Source organism: Nocardia sp. NBC_01730 (assembly GCF_035920445.1).
Classification (GTDB): Bacteria; Actinomycetota; Actinomycetes; order Mycobacteriales; family Mycobacteriaceae; genus Nocardia.
The window spans coordinates 2538291-2560896 of record NZ_CP109162.1 but is presented as its reverse complement, the minus strand read 5'-3'; the positions used below and the strand labels follow the sequence as shown (position 1 = coordinate 2560896).

Below are 22606 nucleotides of genomic sequence, written 5' to 3'. Positions count from 1 at the left end.
GCGATGGCCACCGAGCAACTCACCGTCACGGTGAGCGAGGAGCTGGCCGCCGCGGTACGACAAGCGGCGGCCGCTGCGGGACAGTCGATTTCCGGTTTCACGGCCGCAGCGTTGCGGCTGGAACTGATCGCCGTGGATGCGGGCTGCGCGTCCGCGGTGTCGGGCGGAGCAGGCGGCGCGCCGCCGAAGTACGCGGAGGTGATGGCGGTGCTGGCCCAGCCGGAAGATCTGTCGCCGCCGCTGCACTGAACGGCTGACCGAAACCTCGGAGTCGGGCATACGGCAGACTGGTGCCTCGTGAGTACCCAGTTGCTGATCGGCGGTCGTTTCTACAGTGCGAGCTCACCCGACGCGACCGCGATGGCGGTGACCGACGGGACCGTGGTGTGGCTGGGCGCCGAACAACCGGGACACGCGCTGCATCCGGGCGCGGAGATCATCGACCTCGACGGTGCCTTCGTCGCGCCCGCGTTCGTCGATCCGCACGTGCACGTCACCGCGTTGGGCTTGAAGCTGACCGGCCTCGACCTGGCGGATGCCCGTTCGCTGGCGCACTGCCTGCGGCTGCTGCGCGAGTTCGCCACCGCCCGGCCGGAGGGCGTCGTCCTGGGGGACGGCTGGGACGAGACCACCTGGCCGGAGGGGCGGCCCCCCACGGCCGAGGAGATCGACCAGGCGGCCGGTGCCGGTCGGCACGTCTACCTCTCGCGCGTGGACGCGCACTCCGCCGTGGCGTCCTCGGCGCTGCTGGCCACCTTGCCTGAGCTGACCTCGACCGACGGGTTCACCCGCGGCGAGCCCTTGCGCGCCGCGGCCCACCATCTGGTGCGCTCCGCCGCGCTCGCGAGTCTGTCGGGGGCGCAACGGGATCGGGCGCGCGCGGCCGCGCTTGACCACGCGGCGGCGCGCGGCATCGTCGCGGTGCACGAGTGCGCGGGCCCGGAGATCACGGGGCGGAACGACGTTCGCGAACTGCTCGAGTTCGACCACGGCGTCGAGGTCCGGGCATACTGGGGCGAGGCGGTGCGTAGCGCCGAGCAGGCGCGCGCCCTTGTCGAGGATCTCGGCGTGCACGCGCTGGGCGGCGATCTCTTCGTAGACGGCTCCTTCGGCTCGCACACTGCGTGGCTGCGGCAACCGTACGCCGACCAGTCCGGTTCCGGCCGAAGCTATCTCGATGCCGGGGCCATCGCAGACCACGTCCGCGCTTGCACCGCGGCGGGCATCCAGGCGGGCTTCCATGCGATAGGCGACGCCGCCATGGACGCGATCGTCACCGGTTTCGGCCGGGTGGCCGCCGAACTCGGCGGCCCCGCCGTCGCCGCCCTCGGGCACCGGGTCGAACATGCCGAGCTGATCGACGCCGAGCACATCGCGAAACTCGCTGCCTGGGGTGTGATCGCCAGCGTGCAACCGGGGTTCGACGCGGTATGGGGCGGCCGCGACGGCATGTACGCCGCGCGCCTGGGCGCCGACCGCGCCGCGACGCTGAACCCCTTCGCCGCCATGGCTTCCGCCGGTGTCGCCTTGGCGATCGGCTCCGATGCCCCGGTCACCGCGCTCGATCCGTGGTCGGCGGTGCGCGCCGCGGCCACCCACCGCACCTCGGGGCACAGCCTGTCCCCGCGTGCCGCCTTCGCCGCGGCTACGCGCGGTGCCTGGCGTGCGGGCGGAGTCCGGGACGGTGTGGCGGGCACCCTCGTTCCCGGCGCTCCCGCGTCCTACGCAGTCTGGGACGCCGCCGATCTGGTCGTCGCCACAGCCGCGGACTCGGCCCAGCGCTGGTCCACCGATCCGCGATCGCGCGTCCCGGGATTGCCTCCACTGGATTCGGATTCACCGCTGCCGACCTGCCTGCGCACCGTGCACCGAGGAGCGACGATCTATGCCGCGTGAACGGTCGGGCGCGGGGCCGCGCGAGCGAGCGGCAGGGGCATGGCGGTCGGTGTCCACCGCGGTGCGCCGGTATCCGGTGCTGTCGCGGTCGGCTGTGGCGATTCTCGCTGGGCTGCTGCTGTTCGGGAGTTTCCCGCCTCGGCCGTGGTGGTTCCTCGCACCTCTTGGCATCGCGGTGCTCACCCTTACCGTGCGCGGGAACGGACGTCTGCGCGCGGGCTTCGGTTACGGGTTCCTCGCCGGTCTGGGCTTTTTCGTTCCGCTACTGCCATGGACAGGAATCTATGTCGGGCCGCTGCCGTGGCTGGCGCTGTCCACCGTCTGCGCGGTGTACCTGGGCGTATTCGGCCTGGTAGCCCGGCTCGTCGGCGCACTGCCGGGCTGGCCGCTGTGGGTTGCGTTGGCCTGGACGACGGCGGAGTGGATCAGGTCCAGCTTTCCCTTCGGTGGATTTCCCTGGGGCCGTGCGGCATTCGGCCAAGCTGACGGATGGTTCCTGTCGCTGGCCGTGGTCGGCGGCGCGCCGCTGGTGGGATTCGCGGTGGCGCTCACCGGAACCGGGGCCGCCGCGGTGGCGCGACAGCTGTGGTCGAGCCGGACGTCCGGTGCTGCGCGCCGAACGAACGACTCCGTCGACGCCGCGACGGAGGTGCCGGGCTCGGTCGCACCGGCTTCGGCCACACGGCTCGGTGTGGCCACCGCGGCGATTACTTTGATCATCATGCCCGCTGCCGGACTGCTGCTTCGGTCTGCGCTGCCCGGCCCGGAGAAGGGTGAACGGACGATCACGGTCGCCGCGATCCAGGGCAGTGTGCCGCGTCTCGGGCTGGACTTCAACGAGCAGCGGCGCGCTGTGCTGGACAACCATGTCCGGCGCACCGAGGAGCTGGCCAGGGATGTCGCGGCGGGCCGTACTCCGAAGCCCGACGTGGTCATCTGGCCGGAGAACTCCTCGGACATCGATCCGCTCCGCAACTCTGATGCCGCGGCCCTGATCACTTCGGCGTCCGAGCAGATCGGAGCACCGATCCTGGTCGGGGCGGTGCTGGTGAACTCCGACCGGACCACGACTAATTCCGTGATCGTGTGGAACGGCGCGGCGGGCCCGGGCGAGCGGCACGACAAGAAGATCATCCAGCCTTTCGGCGAGTACCTCCCGATGCGCGGCTTCTTCCGGCTGTTCTCGGAGTACGCCGACCGGGCGGGATACTTCGTGCCGGGCGACGGTGACGGCGTGGTGCATGCGGCCGGCGTCGACATCGGCGTCGCCACCTGCTACGAGGTGGCCTTCGACCGCTCGTTCGAGGACGCGATGCGCGCGGGCGCCCAACTGCTCACCGTGCCGACGAACAACGCGACCTTCGGTGACAGTGAGATGACCTACCAGCAGCTGGCCATGTCGCGCATCCGTGCCGTCGAGCACGGCAGGGCGCTGGTCGTGGCCGCCACCTCGGGGGTCAGCGCGATTATCGCCGCCGACGGCAGCGTGCGGCAGGAAACCCCGTTGTTCGTGCCGGCCGCCTTGGTCGCGGAACTCCCGCTGCGTACCAGCAACACGCTGGCGACACGGATTGGGCCCGCACCGGAGCGAGTGTTCGCTATTCTTACCGCTGCCGCCGTGCTGGTTGCTGTCATTCGGCGGAGATCTGCGCGCGACGCTGATCCGACCGACGAGATCGGCACTGGCCTGCCGGCTGCCCGACCCACACAGCGATAACCGAACATCAGGTATGTTCTAGCCCCTGCCCGCCCGAAAATGGGTGCGGCATGGCGTTGCGCACCGTTCGCCAGGGGGCTGAACGGGCCGGATGATCTGACGAAAGACTACGGTCAGACCCGGTTTTTCTTCCGTTCGATACGGTGAAATCACAAAGGTTGCAGAAATGTAACCAACCAAAGTGGCCTTCTGCCAAGGGCGTTGGATGTGAAACAAATCCAAAACGCTGGCAATCCAGCCGATGAGAGGCTCCGAATCATAGGGCGTGGATACGTCCCTGCGGTGGCGCGGGTGCGCTTGCTGTAGTGGTGCTCGGGGATTGCGTCAATAGCGGCAGAACGGAGTGATTGATGAGTTCATTGGCCACTGATCGCGTCGACCAATGTTCATCTGGCGAATTTTCGGCACAACCATTTGCTCTGTCACCCGCACAGACGGCCCTCTGGTACGCGCAGCGCATCCGTCCCGACGTACCGCTGACCATCGCCCAGTACGTCGAAATCCAGGGTGATCTCGACGCCGGGCGTCTGCTGTACGCGATCGAGCGGTTCGGCGCCGAGACCCAGGTGGGCCAGGTTCGGTTGGTAGAGATCGACGGCATTCCGTATCAGCTGGTCGATCCGGTGCACCGGCCGGGATGGGGCCGCATCGACCTCCGCTCGGAGGCCGACCCGCACGCGGCGGCGCTGCGCTGGATGAACGAGCACGCGAGTTCGCCGATCGATCTGGACCGCGACCCGCTCACCACGAACATAGTGCTGCGGATCGGCGATGCCGACTACATCTGGTATGCCCGCGGCCACCACATCGTCATCGACGGCTACGGCGCGATGAACGCGCTGACCCGAACGGCCGAGATCTACAGCGCCCTGGAGAACCAGACCGAACCGGTCGCCTCGCGCGCGACTCCGCTGGCGGAGATCTACGCCGATGAGGTGCGCTACCGCGACTCCAGCCGATCCCGCAGCGATCGCGAGTACTGGCTCGCACAGCTGGAGGGTGTCGGCGAGCCGATGAGCCTGGGCGGCGTCACGGTCACGGCGGCCACCCACGACGCGGGCCGCCGGATGGCGACCGCCGTGCTCGACGACAAGTGCCAGGCCGCGGTGGACGAGGCGACCAGCGTATACGGTACGTCCGATTCGGCGCTGTTCGTGGCGGCGCTCGGCGCCTACGTCCGGTCGGTGACGGGAAACCCGGACGTGGTCCTGAGCCTGCCGGTCTCGGCGCGCACCACGGTGTCGCTGCGCCGCTCGGCGGGAGTGGTGTCCAACGTCGTGCCGATCCGGCTGAAATTCTACGACGAGACCACGATCGGCGACCTGGTGAAGGCGGTCGAGCTGCAGATCACCGGCGCACTGCGCCATCAGCGCTACCGGCACGACGACATCCGCCGCGACTGTGGCTACTCCCGGGACGCGCGCGGATTCTTCGGGCCGATGGTCAACATCATGCTGTTCCATGACGAGTTGCGGTTCGGCAGCCTGGTCGGCTCGCTCAATGTGCTGTCCACCGGCCCGGTCGAGGATTTGTCGATCAACCTCTACAACGGGGCGGGCGGCCGGATCCACGTCGACTTCGAGGCCAACCCGCAGCTGTACGGCGAGAACGAGGTCAGCGTGCACCACGCGCGCTACCTCGACTTCCTGGGCCGCTTCTTGGACGTCGATCCGGAAACGCCCGCGGAATCGCTGGTCGCGATCACCGACGCCGAGCGCGAACGCGTGCTTCGCGAGTGGAACGCCACCGCGGCACCGAAGCAGGAAGGCACGCTCGCGAGTCTGTTCGCCGAGCGCGCCGCCGCCGATCCTGACGCAGTCGCCCTCGAGTTCGGCGACGAGGTACTCACCTATGCCGAGTTCGACGAGCGCGCCAACCGCCTGGCCCGACTGCTCATCGCGCGTGGCGCCGGACCGGAGACGACGGTGGGCCTGTGCCTGCGCCGCAGCCTCGACCTCGTCGTCGGCATGTACGCGATCGTCAAAGCGGGTGCGGCCTACCTGCCACTGGACCCCGAGCACCCCGCCGATCGGATCGGGCGGATCGTGCGCCACGCCGAGCCGCTGTGCGTGCTCACCGCGGACCGTGACGAGCTCGAGCTGCCGGCGGTCGCCACCCAGCTGGCCATCGACGCGCTGGACCTGTCCGGATTCGACGGCGCGCCGGTCACCGACGCCGACCGCATCAGCGCGCTGCGTCCCGACCACCTCGCGTACGTCATCTTCACCTCCGGCTCGACCGGCAAACCCAAGGGCGTCGGCGTGGCGCACGCCGCGATCGTCAACCGTTTGCGCTGGATGCAGCACGAGTACCCGATCGACCGGGCCGATGCGGTGCTGCAGAAGACGCCGTCCACCTTCGACGTCTCGGTGTGGGAGTTCTTCTGGCCGTTGCAGATCGGCGCGCGGCTGGTGGTCGCCGCGCCGGACGGGCACCGCGATCCGGCGTATCTCGCCCGGATAATCGCCGAAAAACACATCACAACAGCTCATTTCGTGCCGTCCATGCTCTCGGTATTCGTCACCGACACCGACGTCCGCGACTGCACCGGCCTGCGCAGGGTGTTCTGCAGCGGCGAGGCGCTGCCTGCCGCGACCGTCCGGGACTTCCACGCGGTGCTCGGCGGAACGGAGCTGCACAACCTGTACGGCCCGACCGAGGCCGCCGTCGACGTCACCTCCTGGCCGTGCCCGGACGACCCGAGCAGTGTCCCGATCGGCTCGCCGGTGTGGAACACCCAGACTTACGTGCTCGATTCGCGGCTGCGGCCGGTCCCGCCCGGCGCTGTCGGCGAGCTGTGTCTCGCGGGCGTCCAGCTGGCCCGTGGCTATCTGGGCCAGCCGCGGCTGACCGCGGACCGATTCGTGGCCAACCCGTTCACGCCGGGCACCCGGATGTACCGCACCGGCGACCTGGCGCGCTGGCAGCTCGGCCGCTCCGGCGCCGAGCCCGGCGTGCTGGAGTATCTGGGCCGCAGCGACTTCCAGGTCAAGATCCGCGGTCTGCGCATCGAGCTCGGCGAAGTCGAGGCCGCGCTCCTCGACGATGAGCGAGTCGCGCGCGCGGTCTGCGTCGCGCACACCGGGCGCACCGGCGACGAGTTGGTCGCCTACGTGGTCGCGGCGAAGCACAGCGCGGGCGAGACGCGCCTGGACACGGCCGCGCTGCTCACCACCCTGCGCCGCAGGCTGCCCGGGTACATGATCCCGTCCGCGCTGATGGAGCTCGACGAGCTACCACTGAGCGCCAACGGCAAGATCGATCGCAAGGCGCTGCCGTCGCCGGTCGGCGGCTCGCGTCCGCTCCGCCCGATCGTCGAGCCGCGCACCGAGGTGGAGCGGGTCCTCGTGGGAATCTTCGCGGAGGTCCTCGACGCCGACGAAGTCGGCGTCGAGGACAGCTTCTTCGACTTCGGCGGCAACTCGCTGGTCGCCGCACGTGCGGTGGCCAGGATCAACACCGCTCTGGGTACCGGGCTGACCATCCGCGACCTGTTCGAGGCTTCGACGATCGCAGCCCTCACTCACCGTTTCGCCATGCAGACCCCCGATGCGTCCTCGCCGCGGTTGGTGCCCACCGAGCGGCCGGAACGGATTCCGCTGTCGCAGGCCCAGCAGCGGCTGTGGATCCTCAATCGGTTCGCCGAGCACGCCGCCGCGTACAATATGCCGCTGGCCGTTCGGGTCGACGGTCCGCTGGACGTGCCGGCACTGCGCGCCGGCCTGTTCGACGTGATCGAACGGCACGAGAGCCTGCGCACCACCTTCCCGGAGTCGCCGGAGGGGCCGTACCAGCTGATCCACCCGGCCGGCGAGATTCCGCTGACCCTCGACCCGATCGATGCCACCGGCGCCGACGTGGCCGCGCTGGCCACCGACTACGCCGGACACGGTTTCGACCTGCGCAGCCAGGCCCCGATCCGGGTCGCGCTGTACAGCACCGGGCCGCAAGAGCACGTGATCCTCGTCGTGCTGCACCACATCTGCAGTGACGGCTGGTCCATCGCGCCGCTGGCCAGAGACCTGATGACGGCGGTGGCCGCCCGCGCGAACGGCACGGCGCCGCGGTGGACGCCGCTGCCGGTGCAGTATGCCGACTTCGCGCTCTGGCAGCGTGAGCTGCTCGGCGAGGAGTCCGATCCGGCCAGTGCGCTCAGCCGGCAGCTGACCTACTGGCGTTCGGCACTGTCCGGACTGCCCGACCAGCTCGACCTTCCGCTCGACCGCCCGCGTCCGCTGCGCAGGTCCACCGTCGGCGGCCGGGTCGAGTTCACCATCGCCCCCGAGATCCGCCGTGCCGCAAGTGAACTCGCGGCCACGCGCGGCGTGAGCATGTTCATGGTGCTGCACGCGGCGCTGGTCACTTTGCTGTCTCGACTGTGCTCAGGCACCGACATCGCGATCGGAACCCCGATCGCGGGCAGGTCCGACCCGGCGCTGGACGATCTGGTCGGCATGTTCGTCAACACGCTCGTGTTGCGCACCGAGGTCGACCCGGCCGCCGGCTTCGACCGAATGCTCGACATGGTTCGCGAGACCGATCTCAACGCGTTCGCCAATGCCGACGTGCCGTTCGAGCGCCTGGTCGAGGTGGTCAACCCCGAGCGCGCCGCGGCACGCCACCCGCTGTTCCAGGTGATGCTGTCCTACGATCGCGCGCCGGATCTGCGCATCGACCTGCCCGGTGTGCGTGCCGAAGTGCTGCCGATCTCCTCGGACATCGCCAAGTTCGACCTGCAGCTGGTCGTGCACGATGATGCCACCGATGGACCGCTGTCGGCTGAATTCGGCTATGCCACCGACATTTTCGACCAGCGCACGGTGGAGTCGTTCGCACGCAGATTCGTCGCGGTGCTGAACGGCGGTGTAGCCGCGCCGGACATGCCGGTCGGTGACCTTGCCATCCTGGACCGCAGGGAAACCGCGAATCTGGTGCCGATCGTGGGCGGGCCCGCCGAGGCGCCGATCACTTTGGCCAAGCTGCTCACCGACACGGCCGTCCGGCTGCCGGACGCGGTGGCGGTGCGCTACCGCGGCACCGACACCACCTACCGTGAGCTCGACGAGCGGTCGAACGAGTTGGCGCGCGCCCTCATCGAGCACGGCGCAGGCCCGGAGATGGTCGTCGCGATCGCGTTGCCGCGCGGACTCGACGCCATCACCGCGGTGTGGGCGGTCGCGAAAACCGGTGCGGCCTATGTGCCCATCGATCCGGGCTACCCCGGTGAGCGGATCGAACATATGATCGATGATTCCGGTGCAATGCTCGGCCTCACCGACGCCGACTGCCTGGCCGCCATGCCCGCCTGGCCCGCGCCGCAGGGCAAGCACCGCAAGACCTGCGTCGACTGGCTGGTACTCGGCTCCGACGAACTGGCCGACGAACTCACAAACTACTCGACGGGTGCGATCACCGACGCCGAGCGGCACTACCCGATGCGGGTGAGTCACCCGGCCTACTACATCTACACCTCGGGCTCGACCGGTACGCCGAAGGCGGTCGTCGTCACACACGCGGGCCTTGCCTCGCTGGCAAGCGAGCAGAACCACCTGTTCGGCGTCTCGGATTCGGCGCGGACGCTGCACTTCTCCTCACCCAGCTTCGACGCGTCGGTGCTGGAGATGCTGCTCGGCTTCGCGGCGGGCGCCACGATGGTGATCGCACCGGCGGGGATGTACGGCGGTACCGAGCTGGCTACGCTGCTGCGCGAGGAGCGGGTGACCCATGCCTTCGTCACGCCCGCCGCCCTGGCCACTGTGCCGAACGCGGGGCTCGACGAGCTCCAGTCGGTCATCGTCGGTGGTGACGCCTGCTCCGAGAAGTTGGTCGAGACCTGGACCGACGGGCACCGCATGCACAACATGTACGGACCGTCCGAGGCCACCGTCGCGGCGACCGCGACCGGCCCGATGGCGTCGGGCCGTCCGGTGCCGCTCGGCATGCCGGTGCGCGGCATGCGGCTGTTCGTGCTGGACAACCGTCTGCATCCGGTGCCGCCGGGCACGCAGGGCGAGCTGTACCTGTCCGGTTCCGGCCTGGCCCGCGGCTACCACGGCCGTTCAGGCCTGACCGCGCAACGGTTCCTGGCCAACCCGCACGGCAGACGCGGCGAGCGCATGTACCGCACCGGTGACCTGGTCGTGGTCGAGCCGACAGGGCAGTTGCGCTTCCTCGGCCGCGCCGACGACCAGATCAAGATCCGTGGGTTCCGTATCGAGCTGCGCGAGATCGACCACGTGTTGCGCGGGCACCCCGGCGTCACGTTCGCGATGACCGTGGTTCACACCGACGAGCACGGCCAGCCGCGGCTCGCGTCATATGTCACGGCCGACCGGACGGTGGAGTCCACGGCGATCGTGGAGACCGCGCGCCGGCGGCTGCCCGGCTACATGGTGCCGGCATCGGTCACTGTGCTGGACGAGGTCCCGGTCACGCCATCGGGCAAGCTGGACCGAAAGGCGTTGCCGGAGCCGGTGTTCGCGACTGTCGGGGAGTCCCGCGCGCCGAGGACCGAGGTGGAGTTGCGCGTCGCCGGTGCGTTCGGCGGTATCCTCGGCCGCCCGGTCACCGGTGCGGAGGACAGCTTCTTCGACCTGGGCGGCAACTCGCTGCTGGCCACCCGGCTCGCTGCCGCGCTGTACGCGGAATTCGGAGTCGAGCTGCCGGTGCGATCGATCTTCGAGACCCCGACCATCGCCGGGGTCGCCGAGCAGCTGGTGCGGGCGCCCCGGACGCAGCGGCCGGCGCTGGCTGTGCAGACGCCGCGGCCGGGACGTATTCCATTGTCTCTGCCACAACAGCGGCTGTGGTTCCTCAACCGATATGCGCCCGAATCGAGTGCATACAACATCGCTTTCGTGATCCGCATCGCCGGCGATCTGGACGTGTCCGCGTTGCGGGCCGCGCTCGCCGACCTGGTCGAGCGGCACGAAGTTCTGCGCACCGTGTTCCCGGAGGACGTCGACGGCGCACAGCAGGTGGTGCTGCCGGTCGAGGAGGCGATGCCGGACGTCGTTCCGGCCGACATCGACGACTGCGAGGCGAAGGCCGCTCTGCAGGCGTTGGCGCATACCGGTTTCGACCTCACGAGGCAGACGCCGCTGCGTATGTCGTTGCTACGCACCTCGTCCGAGCGCTACCTGCTCGGCATCGTGGTGCACCACATCGCCGCGGACGGGTGGTCGCTCGGGCCGCTGACCCGGGACCTGGCCGCAGCGTATGTGGCACGGCACGAGGGGAATCCGCCGTCGTGGCCGCCCCTTCCGGTGCAGTACGCGGACTTCGGGCTGTGGCAGCGCTCCTGCCTGGGCGAGGAAAGCGATCCGGACAGCGTCGCGGGCGCCCAGCTGGAGTACTGGCGGACCGCGCTGGCGGAGCTGCCCGAGGAGCTGCCGCTGCCCTACGACCGCCCGCGGCCCTCCGAACCGACACAGCAGGCCGGAACTGTCCGCTTCATGGTGCCAGAACCGGTGCAGCGCGCCCTTGCCGCGCTGGCCAGGGAACAGGGCGTCAGCATGTTCATGGTGCTGCGCTCGGCGCTCGCGGTGCTGCTGCGCAGTGTCACCGGCGGTCGCGACATCGTGATCGGCACACCGGTCGCGGGTCGGACCGACACCAAGCTCGACGAGCTGGTCGGCATGTTCGTGAACACGTTGGTGCTGCGCTCCGACGTGGACCCGGACCGGACGTTCGCCGCTCTGCTGCGCGCCGACCGGGACACCGAGTTGGCCGCGATGGCGCACTCCGACGTGCCATTCGAACGGATCGTGGAGGAGCTCGGCGGCGACGCCCGATCGTCGGGCCGCCCCCCGCTGTTCCAAGTGGCGCTGAGTGTGCAGGACGTCCCGGTGCCGACGCTGGAGCTGCCCGGACTCGCGCTGCGCGCGGAGGCCGTGGATATCGCGCTGGCGAAGTTCGACCTCGAGCTGCGCGTCGCGAATACCGGCTTCGATGCGGGCACCGGCGAACCGGGCAATGCCTTCGAATTCGTCTACGCCGTAGAGCTCTTCGACGCGATGACGATCGAGACACTGGCCGACCGGTTCCTGCGCGTGCTCGCCGCCGTCACCACCGATCCGCGAATCCTGGTGCGCGACATCGACGCGCGCACCGAGCACGAGCGTCGCATGTTCACCCCGGCGGTGGGTGGCCAGGCCGGCCCGCCGGCTACGCTGGCCGCCTACTTCACCGCAACCGCGCAGCGGTATCCGCAGCACACCGCCCTGTGCTCGGGCGCGACGTCGCTCGCCTACGCCGAGGTCGATCGGCTCTCGAACCGGGTGGCGCGCGCCCTGATCGCGCGCGGGCTCGGTCCGGGGAAGCGGGTGGCGCTGGGGTTCACCCGCTCGAACGACTCGGTCGTCACGATGATCGGCGCGGCCAAGTCGGGCGCCGCGTTCGTGCCGGTCGACCCGAAGTACCCGGTCGAGCGCATCCAGCACATGCTCACCGACTCGGGCTGCTCGGTCGGCATCACGGTCACGGCCAACGCCGAGCGTTTGCGTGCGGCCTCGACGGAGGGCCGGGACACCGAATGGCTGCTGCTGGACGACCCTGATTTCGCCGCCGAACTGGACGGGCATGAGGACGTGCCGATCGACGACCTCGAGCGGCCGCGCAGCGTCCAACCGGCCGACCTGGCCTACCTCATCTACACCTCGGGGTCGACCGGCACGCCGAAGGGCGTCGCGGTGACCCACTGCGGTCTGTCGAACCTCGCCGACGAGATCAGGGACCGACTGGGGGTCGACGAGCATTCCCGGACGCTGCACTTCGCCACGCCGAGCTTCGACGCGGCGATGTTGGATCTGCTGATCGCGTTGGGCGCCGGTGCGGCGATGGTGATCTGCCCGCCGGACTTCTACGGCGGCGATGAGCTGGCCGCGCTGATGGAACGCGAGAGGGTCAGCCACGGCTTCATGACCACGGCCGCGTTGGCGACCATCGACCACGAACGCTGGTCGCTCCCGCATCTACGTGCGCTCATGGTCGGCGGCGAGGCACTCTCCCCGGGGCTGGTGGCGCGCTGGGCGCCGGGCCGGACGATGCTCAACGTCTACGGACCGACCGAGACCACGGTCGTCATCACGATGTCGGGGCCGATGCGGGTCGGTGAGCCGATCACCATCGGCAGCTTGGTGCGTGGCACCAGGGCGCTGGTGCTGGACGAGCGGTTGCGCCCGGTACCGGTCGGCGTGCCCGGCGAGCTGTACCTCGGCGGCCAGGCAGTGGCGCGCGGCTACTTCGACCGGTTCGGGCTCACCGCGGCACGTTTCGTGGCCGACCCCTACGGTCCGGCAGGTACCAGGATCTACCGAACCGGTGACGTGGTGCGCTGGAACGCGGCGGGCGACATCGTCTATCTCGGCCGCGTGGACAACCAGGTGAAGATGCGCGGCTTCCGCATCGAGCTCGGCGAAATCACCGCCGTGCTCGGCGAACACCCGGACGTGCGGTTCGCGCACACCGAGTTCCGTCGCATCGCGGGCGCGGACCGGATCGTCGCCTACATCCAGGCCGCCGACCAGCTGACCGGAGTGGACATCGAGGCGGTGCGCGCCGTGGTTGCCCGCCGCCTGCCCGCGCACATGGTGCCCGCGAGCATCACGGTGCTGGACTCCATCCCGCTCACCCCGGTCGGCAAGCTGGACACGAAGGCGCTGCCGGAACCGCGGTTCACGTCCGATGCCGAAGGCCGCGAGCCGAGGACCGATTCCGAGCGCCTGGTTGCCGAGGTGATGGGCGAGCTGGTCGGTGCGGCCCGCCTGCGCGCCGAGGACAGCTTCTTCGACATCGGCGGAAACTCGCTGCTGGCAACCCAGCTCGTCGCCCGGCTCGCCGCGGCGACGAGCGTCCGACTCGAGGTGCGCACGGTGTTCGCGACGCCGACGGTTGCCGCGCTCGCCGCGTTGCTGGACGCGGGCGCCACCAGCGCCGAGGATCGCCCTGTGCTGGTGCGTCGGGCCCGTCCGGAGCGGATTCCGCTGTCGGCCGCGCAGCGGCGGCTGTGGTTCCTGAACCGGTTCAGTGTCGGCGCGACGGATCAGTCGGCGGGCGCGTACAACATCCCGGTCGTGCTGAGGATTAAGGGCGAGCTCGACGTCGACGCGCTGGTCTCCGCGCTGCACACGGTGCAGGCCAGACACGAGACACTGCGGACGGTGTTCCCCGAGACCGACGGTTCGCCCGCCCAGGTCGTCCTCGGCCCGGCCGAGGCCGCGATCACCCTGTTCGTCGCGACGATGACGCCCGCCCAGGTCGACGACGCGGTCCGGAGTTTCGCCGCACCGGGATTCGACTTGGCCACCACCGTCCCGATCCGCGCCGCGCTGATCTCGGTGTCGCCCGACCGCGGCAGCGGGGTGCCAGATCCGGCCGACGTACCCGATGAGCACGTCCTAGTGTTGGTGGTACACCACATCGCTATGGACGGCTGGTCGCTCGAGCCGCTGGCCGCCGATGTGGCCGTCGCCTACCGCGCGGCCCGCGTCGGCTCGGCCCCCGGCTGGGCCGAGCCCGAGATCCAGTACGCCGACTACACACTGTGGCAGCAGGACCTGCTCGGCGCCGAGGACGACCCGGACTCGGCGGTGAGCGGCCAGCTCGACTACTGGCGGCGCACCCTGGACGGTGTCCCCGAGCTGCTGACCGTGCCCGCCGACCGGCCGCGCCCGCCCACGCCGTCCTACCAGGGTGGCACCGTGGACTGCGCGATCGACGCGGTGACCCACCGGGAACTGGAGACGGTCGCTACCAGCAACAACGTCAGCATGTTTATGGTGCTGCACGCCGCACTGGCGGTGTTGCTGCACCGACTCACCGGGACCGACGACATCGCCGTCGGCACCGCGATCGCGGGCCGTGGCCACCCGGCGCTGGACCGTATGGTCGGCATGTTCGTCAACACGCTCGTCCTGCGCACCCGGATCGACCCGGCTACCCGGTTCGCCGACCTGCTGCACACCGTGCGCGACACCGATCTGGACGCGTTCGCCAACTCGGACGTGCCGTTCGAGCGCCTTGTCGAGGTCTTCAACCCGACCCGGTCCCAGGCGCACCACCCGATGTTCCAGGTGATGCTCTCGGTGCGCAACGAACCGGTGGGCGCGCTCGACCTGCCCGGGTTGCGGATCGAGGCGGCCGATGTGGAGATCGGCATCGCCAAGTTCGACCTCCAGTTCACGCTGACCGAATCGCGGACACCGGAACGGGATCCGGCGGGCATCCGCCTCGCGGTGAACTACGCGGCGGATTTGTTCGACGAGCCGACCGCCGAGCTGCTCGGCAAGCGGCTGTCCAGGCTACTGGCCGCGGTCGCCACGAACCCGACCACCGCGGTCGGTGACCTGGAACTGCTCGATCCCGCCGAATGGTCGGGGCTGGCCCCGGTGCGGGGTGCGGAACCGGATCGTCCGGTCACCTTCCCCCAGGTGTTCGAGCGGGCGGTGAATGCCGACCGCACCTCCGTCGCGCTGGTCTCCGACGGCACGCAGGTGACCTACGACGCGCTGGACCGGTGGACGAATCGGCTGGCCAGGGTGCTCATCGAGCGTGGCGTCGGTCCGGAAACGCTGGTGGCGCTGGGTATTCCGCGATCGATCGAGGCGGTGGCTACGGTGCTCGGGGTGGCCAAGGCCGGTGCCGCGTTCGTGCCGGTGGACCCGCTGTACCCCGCACAGCGCATCGCACACATGCTGTCGGATTCCGGTGCGGCGTTGGGCATCACACTGGACGAGTACCGAGAAGAGCTGCCCGACGGTGCAGAGTGGATCGTCCTGGACGATCCAGCGTTCCGCAGGCTCGTGCTCGACTCGTCGGACGCGCCGATCGCCGAGTCGGACCGGATCGCGCCGCTGCGCATCCACAACCCGGCGTATGTGATCTACACCTCCGGTTCGACCGGCACGCCGAAGGGCGTCGTGGTCACCCACGGCGGTTTGTCCAACTTCGCGGCCGAGACCGCGCACCGGTTCGATATCCGGCCCGGGTGCCGTGTGCTGCACTTCGCGACGCCGAGTTTCGACGGGGCGATGCTCGATCTGCTGCTGGCACTCGGCGGCGCGGCGACCCTGGTGATCGCGCCCGTCGGCGTGGTCGGCGGCGATGAGCTCCGCCGGGTGTTCCTGGAGGAGCGGATCACGCACGCGTTCATCACCACCTCGGCCCTCGGGACGGTCGATCCGACCGGGGTCACCGAGTTGCGGCACGTGCTGGTCGGCGGCGAGGCGCTGCCGCCGGACCTGGTGACCAGGTGGGCGCCGAACCGCAATCTGTACAACGTATACGGCCCCACCGAGACCACCATCGTGACGGTGATCTCGCAGCCGATGGCGCCGGGCGGGCCGATCACCATCGGCGGCCCCATCCGCGGTGTCAACGCGACCATCCTCGACGCGCGCCTGCATCCCGCTCCGGTCGGCGTGACCGGCGAGCTCCACCTGGCCGGCGGCGCGCTTGCCCGCGGCTACCTGAACCGGCCGGGGCTGACCGCGCAGCGGTTCGTGGCGAATCCGTTCGGGAAGCCGGGGGATCGGATGTACCGTACCGGCGACCTGGTGCGGTGGTGGTCCGGATCACGGAACGACGGGCAGTCCGCGGGCCGCTGGGCGGACTCGGCGCGGGAGATCGAGTACGTCGGCCGCACCGACCACCAGGTCAAGATTCGCGGCTTCCGCATCGAGCTCGGCGAGGTCGACGTCGCGCTCGCGCGCCATGGTGGGGTGGCGTTCTCCACCACCATCGGACACCGCACCCCGGCGGGGACGACGGCGCTGGTGTCGTATGTGAAGGCGCGGGACGGTGTCACCCTCACCGTGTCGGAGCTGACCGGTCACCTCGCCGGACTGGTGCCGAACTACATGGTCCCCCAGTCGATCATGTTGCTCGACGAGGTGCCGCTGACTCCGGTGGGCAAGCTGGACCGCAAGGCACTGCCGGAGCCGGTGTTCACCGCCGCCGAGGGCTACCGCGCGCCCTCCACCCCGACCGAGGCGGTGCTGTGCGCGGCCTTCGCCGCAGTGCTGGGCGCGGATTCGGTGGGTGTGGACGACGGGTTCTTCGAGCTCGGCGGCAACTCGCTGCTTGCCACGAAAGTCGTTGCGCATGTGCGGGAATCAGGCATTGATCTGCCGGTGCAGCTGATGTTCGGCAAGGCGACCCCTGCGGCTGTCGCGGCCCAGCTGGATGGCGGGGGCGCCTCCTCAGGCGCGGCGATAGCCGCCGCGCTGGAGCCGGTGCTGCCGATCCGGCCGAGCACGGCGGCAAGCCAGGCGCCGTTGTTCTGTATCCACCCGGCGATCGGTCTGGCCTGGTGCTACTCGGGGCTGCTCGCGCACCTCGCGCCGGACCGCCCGTTGTACGGGCTGCAGGCCCCGCACGTCGCGGGGGAGGACGACTACGACTCGATCGCCGAGGCGGCGGGCCACTACGTGGCCGATATCAAGGCGATCCAGCCGCAAGGGCCGTACCATCTGCTGGGCTGGTCGCTCGGCGGCTTGATCGCGCATGAGGTCGCGGTGCAGCTGCAGGAGGCGGGTGACGAGGTCGCGCTCCTGTCGATGATGGACAGCTACCAGCTCTCCGACGAATGGCTCGAGCATGCGATCCCGAGCGTCGCCGAGATCATCGGCGAGTTCGGCAGCGACGAGCTCGGCGGCGCGGAGATCGATCCTACGTTGACCCTGCGCGACGCGGCCGAGTTGCTGCGCTCGCGGCCCGGACCGTTCGCGGCGCTCACCATCGAGCATCTCGAGCGGCTCTACGCCGGGTACGCCAACGGCGCCGTGCTCGCGCACGGCTTCCGGCCGCGCCTCTTCGACGGCGATCTGCTGTTTTTCACCGCAGGCGACGACGAGATCAACCAGTCCGACCCGGACCGGCGCGCAGGCTCCTGGCAACCGTTCGTCACCGGTGACATCCACGATCACGAGTTGCGCTGCAGGCACTCTGCGATGACGACGCCGGATGGGCTGGCGGTCATCGGGCCGGTGCTGCGGGCGTGGCTGGAAACGAAGGAGACGCACAGGTGAGCTTGGCAGTGGAGTTGAGGGGTCTGGTCAAGAACTACGGCCGGGTCCGCGTACTGGACGAGATCGACCTGCGGATCCCCACCGGAACGGTGATGGGCCTGCTCGGCCCGAACGGAGCGGGCAAGACGACGACGGTCCGAATCGTGACAACGCTGTTGAAGCCGTGCGCCGGATCGGTGCGGGTGGCAGGCATCGATGTGCTGCGCGATCCCGCGGCGGCGCGGCGGCGGATCGGCCTGTCCGGCCAGTACGCCGCCGTCGACGCCAACCTGTCCGGATACGAGAACCTGCGTATGGTGGCCCGGTTGTACGGGATGTCGTCCCGTCAGGCGGCGGCCAGGGCGGCCGAACTGCTCGGCGTGCTCGGGCTGGACCATGCCGCGCACCGCAGGGCGGGCACCTACTCCGGTGGTATGGCGCGGCGGCTCGACCTCGCGGGTGCGCTGGTCGCCCGGCCCGCCGTGGTGGTGCTGGATGAGCCGACGACCGGTCTGGACCCGCGCGGCCGGCTCGACATGTGGCGCGTCATCGGCGATCTGGTCGACGACGGCACCACGGTGCTGCTCACCACCCAGTATTTGGAAGAGGCCGATTTGCTCGCCGACCGGATCACGGTCATCGACCACGGGCGGGTCATCGCCCGCGGCTCGGCCGACGAGCTGAAGACCTCCATCGGCGGTGATCGGCTCACCGTCGTGCTGGCCGCGGGCCAGGACGCCGAGTCCGCGCTCGCGGTGCTGGCGCAGGTCGGCGTCGGCGAGCCGATGCATGAGGCGGGCGCCGACGAGGTATCAGTGGTCGTCGGCGACGGCTCACGCAGCATGGTCGAAGCGCTACGCAGGCTCGACGACGCAGGTGTCTGCGTGGTCGACGCGAGCGTGCATCGGCCCAGTCTCGACGATGTATTCCTTTCCCTCACCGGCAAAACGGGCAGCGGGCCTGTCTTGGAGCCGGAAACCGACGACGTCCAAGAGGAGATCATGTCGTGAGTACGGCAGTGGTCGGGGAAGAAACCCCGCAGGTGGGGGCGGAGTCGAAAACGGCTGCGGCGCCACCGGACTCGGGCCCACGACTGCGGATGTTCCGCGACAGCGCGATCGTCGCCCATCGCAACCTGCTGACCATCCTGCGCGTTCCCACCTTGCTGGTGACCGCGACGATCCAGCCCCTGATGTTCGTGTTCCTGTTCGCCTACATCTTCGGCGCGTCGCTGGGCGGCAGCCAGTACCGTGAGTTCCTGCTGGCCGGCATCTTTACACAGACGGTGGCGTTCAACGCGGCGTTCACCACGGTCGGCCTGGCAGGGGATCTGCAGAAGGGCATCATCGACCGGATGCGGGCGCTGCCGATGTCGCGGCTGGCCGTGCTGATGGGTCGCACGCTGTCGGATCTGGTGGTCAACATCCTCAGCCTGGCCGTGATGGTCGGGTGCGGGTACGTCGTCGGCTGGCGGATCAACGGCGGTGTCGCCGCCGCCGTGCTGGCGTTCGCGGTGATCCTGCTGTTCGCGTTCGCGATGTCGTGGGTCGGCGCGCTCACCGGCCTGGTGTCGCCGACCGTCGAGGTGGCGCAGAGCGCCGGACTGATCTGGCTGTTCCCGCTGACGTTCATCTCGTCGGCCTTCATCTCGGCCGAGACGCTGCCGGGCCCGCTGCGCACGATCGCCGAATGGAATCCGATCACCGCGGTCTCGGCCGCGGGCCGCAAGCTGTTCGACAATGGTGCTCCACCCACCTTCGTCCCGCCGACCGGCTGGGCGGCCGAGCACTGCATCGAATACGCGGTGGCCTGCTCGGTGGCAATCCTCGCGCTGGTCGTGCCGCTGGCGCTGCTGCGCTACCGCAAGGTCGCCAGTCGCTGACCTCGGCATGAGGACAACGAAAAGCGAACGGCCGCCGCATCGAAAGACGCGGCGGCCGTTCGGTGTCGGCGGACCAAGTCAGGCGCGGCGGCGGGTCTTGAGCAGTTCGAGGCGTTCCTTGAGCAGTTCCTCGAGCTCGTCCTTGCTGCGGCGCTCCAGCAACATGTCCCAGTGGGTGCGGGGCGGCTTGACCTTCTTGGTCTCCTGGCTGGTGCCTTCGAGCAGGATGCCCTCCTGACCGTTGCGGCACAACCATGTCGGCGGGATCTCGGCATCGTCGGCGAACGGGACGTCGAACTCTTCACCGTTGTCGGTCCGGTACCGGGCAATCCGCCGCGGAGCCAGGTCGTGGTCGCGATCGGTCTCGTAGCTCACCGCTCCGAGCCGACTGCCCCGGAGTACGCGATCTGCCATGGTGTGCCTCTCCCTGTGTACTCGAGTCTTTGTGCGCTGCGACCTTGTCAGGACGAGTGCAACGCGCTCGCTGGACCTTATGTCTAACGATCGGGCCTGCGCCGATAGTTCCCGACGCGGCCGCGGTCAACCGTTCCATTGTAGTGGTACCGGCGTGCTGGGCCCGCCACGCCCGGTACGCGGCGGTTCCCGGGGGTCACTGAGCCGATCACGGGCCGTGAGCCACTAATGTTCTGCGTCATGTCGCGCCGCTTGTCCTGCCTGTGGTGTGGGCGGGAGATCGTGGAGTCGGAGGCCGGCCGTCGTCGCCGGTACTGCCGCCAGTCCTGTCGCCAACGTGCCTACGAACACCGCAGCAGCTTGAAGGGAACCGGGATTCCCCACGATTCCGTGGTGCTCAGCGCCCAGGAGGCCGCCGGTCTGGCCGACCGCTGGTTCGCCGCTCGCTGCGCCGCCGAGGACGTCGCCACCGCCATTGCCGAGGGCGCGACGCCGGACGAGCTGGCGATGCTCGGCAAGACGCTGGTCGAACTCACCCGCGACGCGGAGCGCCTGCGCTGAGCGTGCCCGGCGTGGGATGGTGCTCGGCTTCGGTGTCGCGGTGGCACAGGTACACCGCACCGAGCAACACCGCGACGGTTGCGACGAGTCCACCGAACGCCGCCCATGTGGCGCCGTCGGGATGGACCAGCGGTTGCGCGCGCATCGCCTGCCAGAACACGATGGCGAGTAGACCGGTGTAACCCAGGGCCAACACGCCGACAACCGCCGCGCCGGCTCGCTCGGCGCCGAGCCAGCGGTACCGCGGTGCCAGCCAGGCGAGCCCGACGGCCGCCAGCAGCATCACCTGGATGGCGTGCAGCCCCACGAAGTGCGGAACGCGCAGATCGCCGCCGACAGTGCTCCAGTGTGTGATCGGCATGCCTGCGGCGTCGCGCGGTGCGAGGTCGGAGGAGTCGGGCACGACCGTGTGGCCCGCGGCCAGCTTCACGACCCGGCCGTCGCTGTCCCGGACGAGCTGCTTGCCGGTGAAGCCCATCAGGTAGCCCAGCCCCATGCCGCCGACGGCCAGCAACAGTCCGGTGTGGATGGCCCGTGCCGTGGGCCGGTCCAGCAGTCGCTGCCAGGACAGGATCAGCACGATGCCCAGGTTGGCTGCGAACAGGCCGGGCACGCCGGAGGCGAACACCAGCTGACCGATCGAATTCACCGGGTCGTCCTCGGTGTTGAAGTGGCTGAAGGTGCCGCGCGCGGCCTGTAGGACGATGAAGCCGACGTCGACGAACCCGGTCACGGCGAAGATCGTGCCGAGCCACCATGTTGCGCGATTTCCCTTGTGCGGCAACGACAGTAGCCAGGCAAGGGTGAGGCTGTAGAGGAAGAACGCCAGGCCGAACTTCATCGGCTTGAGCCAGACCGACTCGCCGAGCAGCGTGCGGTCGTCGACCATCATCGCGGCGATCGAGAACAGCACCAACGCGGCCATCGCGGTCACGGTCCCCATCAGCGGGCGGTGCAGCTGCGTCGCCTTTCCCAGGAGCGCGGCGGTCGCGCGCTGCCGCGGCGCCGACGGCCGGTTCTGCAGCGCGGCGGCGAAATGTGTTGTGGGCATAGACCGAAACTAGGAATCGGCGCCCGGAGAAGGCGTCCCGCCGCAGCACTATTCGTGTCTAGTACTCGGGTATCGGTGCGAGCGGCGGTAGCTACCCTCGTGCCGCATCGTCACCGATCCGAGTGGCGCCCATGGTCGTACCGCGACACCGCCGGCCTCGGACACCGGTCAGGCCGCGAACGCGCCGTTGCGTTCGCGGCCCGACGATGGCGACGTATCCGTCGCCGGTCTGCCGAGGGCATTCGCGGGCCCCTCATCGCCCCGCGAATGCGCTCGGGTCAAGCCGGGTAGCGCAGGATGTCGACGCCGCGGTCGGCGAGCCAGGACATCGGGTCGATCGGTTGGCTGCCGGGCAGATGGACCTCGTAGTGCAGATGCGGGCCAGTGGAGTAGCCGCGGTTGCCGACGGTCGCGATGGTGTCGCCCGCCCGGACCTGCTGGCCGACGGACGCGAGGATGTCGTTGACGTGACCGTAAACGCCCACGGTGCCGTCGTCCTGCTGCACTCGCACCCACAGGCCGAAGCCGGAGGCGGGCCCCGCCTCGATGACGACGCCGTCGGTGACCGAGGCGATGGGTGCGCCGAGCGGGTCACCGAAGTCCAGGCCGGCGTGCATCGCGCCCCAGCGCGTGCCGAAGTTCGAGGTGAGAATGCCGCCGACGGGCCGGACGGTCTTCGGGCGGGCGGCTTCCTGCGCGATGCGGTGCTGCTCCGCGAGCACCGGGTCCAGCACCGTCGGCGGCATCTGCGCTTCGCGCTGGGTCAGCGCGGTGGACCGGAACTGGCCCGCGGCGGTGTCGAGCTCTCCCACGGAGAGTTCGCCCGCGACGAGGCGAGCGGACGGGTCGGCGTTCTTGTGCTCTTCGGCCGCGGCGAGGATGCCGATCGAGGCGCTGACGACTGCGGACACAGCAACCACACGGGTGACGGCACGGTAGCGGCGGAGCCGGGGCGCGCCGCGACGGAAAGGTAACGGAACGGTCACGGACATGGGAACGAACGTACGGGAGCCTCATGCGGGTGCCGCAATCCTGTGGCAACCGTCACGGGCGGAGAAGGGCCCGGTTCGTGCATGACG

General features: G+C 69.6%; 10 protein-coding genes. 7 read left to right on the top strand and 3 right to left on the bottom strand.

Annotation, left to right across the window (positions count from 1 at the left end; all coding sequences use genetic code 11):
* The first annotated feature begins 3 nt into the window (after positions 1 to 3).
* From OHB12_RS09635 to OHB12_RS09610, 6 genes are all read left to right on the top strand, one after another.
* On the top strand, positions 4 to 249 hold the full coding sequence (locus OHB12_RS09635; protein ID WP_327118188.1) for a hypothetical protein: 246 nt from the start codon (positions 4 to 6) through the stop codon (positions 247 to 249).
* A 48-nt stretch (positions 250 to 297) separates the two neighbouring features.
* Positions 298 to 1896: an amidohydrolase gene (locus OHB12_RS09630; protein WP_327118186.1), complete on the top strand. Its 1599-nt coding sequence runs from the start codon at positions 298 to 300 to the stop codon at positions 1894 to 1896.
* Positions 1886 to 3613, top strand: coding sequence for an apolipoprotein N-acyltransferase (lnt, locus tag OHB12_RS09625; protein ID WP_327118184.1), 1728 nt, complete (start codon positions 1886 to 1888; stop codon positions 3611 to 3613). Before OHB12_RS09630 ends, lnt begins: the two co-directional genes overlap by 11 nt.
* A 350-nt stretch (positions 3614 to 3963) precedes the next feature.
* Entirely contained in the window at positions 3964 to 17640 is a 13677-nt protein-coding gene (locus OHB12_RS09620; protein WP_327118182.1) for a non-ribosomal peptide synthetase, read from the top strand.
* Positions 17637 to 18629, top strand: coding sequence for an ATP-binding cassette domain-containing protein (locus tag OHB12_RS09615; RefSeq protein WP_327118180.1), 993 nt, complete (start codon positions 17637 to 17639; stop codon positions 18627 to 18629). Before OHB12_RS09620 ends, OHB12_RS09615 begins: the two co-directional genes overlap by 4 nt.
* Before the next feature lie 89 nt (positions 18630 to 18718).
* The gene (locus OHB12_RS09610) at positions 18719 to 19501 is read left to right on the top strand and encodes an ABC transporter permease (RefSeq protein ID WP_327120968.1); all 783 of its coding nucleotides are present in this window, start codon (positions 18719 to 18721) and stop codon (positions 19499 to 19501) included.
* Between the two features lie 78 nt (positions 19502 to 19579).
* On the opposite strand, the gene OHB12_RS09605 is transcribed toward OHB12_RS09610, so the two are convergent.
* Positions 19580 to 19915 carry an RNA polymerase-binding protein RbpA gene (locus OHB12_RS09605; RefSeq protein ID WP_327118178.1) on the bottom strand — a complete coding sequence of 112 codons (336 nt, stop codon included), beginning with the start codon at positions 19913 to 19915 and terminating at the stop codon, positions 19580 to 19582.
* 240 nt (positions 19916 to 20155) lie between these two features.
* On the opposite strand from OHB12_RS09605, the gene OHB12_RS09600 reads away from it, so the two are divergent.
* Complete coding sequence (locus OHB12_RS09600) at positions 20156 to 20476, top strand: hypothetical protein (RefSeq protein WP_327118176.1); 321 nt, start codon at positions 20156 to 20158, stop codon at positions 20474 to 20476.
* On the opposite strand, the gene OHB12_RS09595 is transcribed toward OHB12_RS09600, so the two are convergent.
* Both OHB12_RS09595 and OHB12_RS09590 read right to left on the bottom strand, forming a co-directional pair.
* Entirely contained in the window at positions 20448 to 21527 is a 1080-nt protein-coding gene (locus OHB12_RS09595; protein ID WP_327118174.1) for a hypothetical protein, read from the bottom strand. The genes OHB12_RS09600 and OHB12_RS09595 overlap by 29 nt on opposite strands.
* 278 nt (positions 21528 to 21805) lie before the next feature.
* Positions 21806 to 22519, bottom strand: coding sequence for a M23 family metallopeptidase (locus OHB12_RS09590; RefSeq protein ID WP_327118172.1), 714 nt, complete (start codon positions 22517 to 22519; stop codon positions 21806 to 21808).
* Positions 22520 to 22606 lie beyond the last annotated feature (87 nt).

Excerpts from the sequence above, each read along its gene's own strand:
- OHB12_RS09590 (WP_327118172.1), bottom strand. The coding sequence starts at position 22,519 with ATGTCCGTGACCGTTCCGTTACCTTTCCGTCGCGGCGCGCCCCGGCTC.
- OHB12_RS09610 (WP_327120968.1), top strand. The coding sequence starts at position 18,719 with ATGTTCCGCGACAGCGCGATCGTCGCCCATCGCAACCTGCTGACCATC.
- lnt (WP_327118184.1), top strand. The coding sequence starts at position 1,886 with ATGCCGCGTGAACGGTCGGGCGCGGGGCCGCGCGAGCGAGCGGCAGGG.
- OHB12_RS09620 (WP_327118182.1), top strand. The coding sequence starts at position 3,964 with ATGAGTTCATTGGCCACTGATCGCGTCGACCAATGTTCATCTGGCGAA.
- OHB12_RS09600 (WP_327118176.1), top strand. The coding sequence starts at position 20,156 with ATGTCGCGCCGCTTGTCCTGCCTGTGGTGTGGGCGGGAGATCGTGGAG.
- OHB12_RS09605 (WP_327118178.1), bottom strand. The coding sequence starts at position 19,915 with ATGGCAGATCGCGTACTCCGGGGCAGTCGGCTCGGAGCGGTGAGCTAC.
- OHB12_RS09635 (WP_327118188.1), top strand. The coding sequence starts at position 4 with ATGGCCACCGAGCAACTCACCGTCACGGTGAGCGAGGAGCTGGCCGCC.
- OHB12_RS09595 (WP_327118174.1), bottom strand. The coding sequence starts at position 21,527 with ATGCCCACAACACATTTCGCCGCCGCGCTGCAGAACCGGCCGTCGGCG.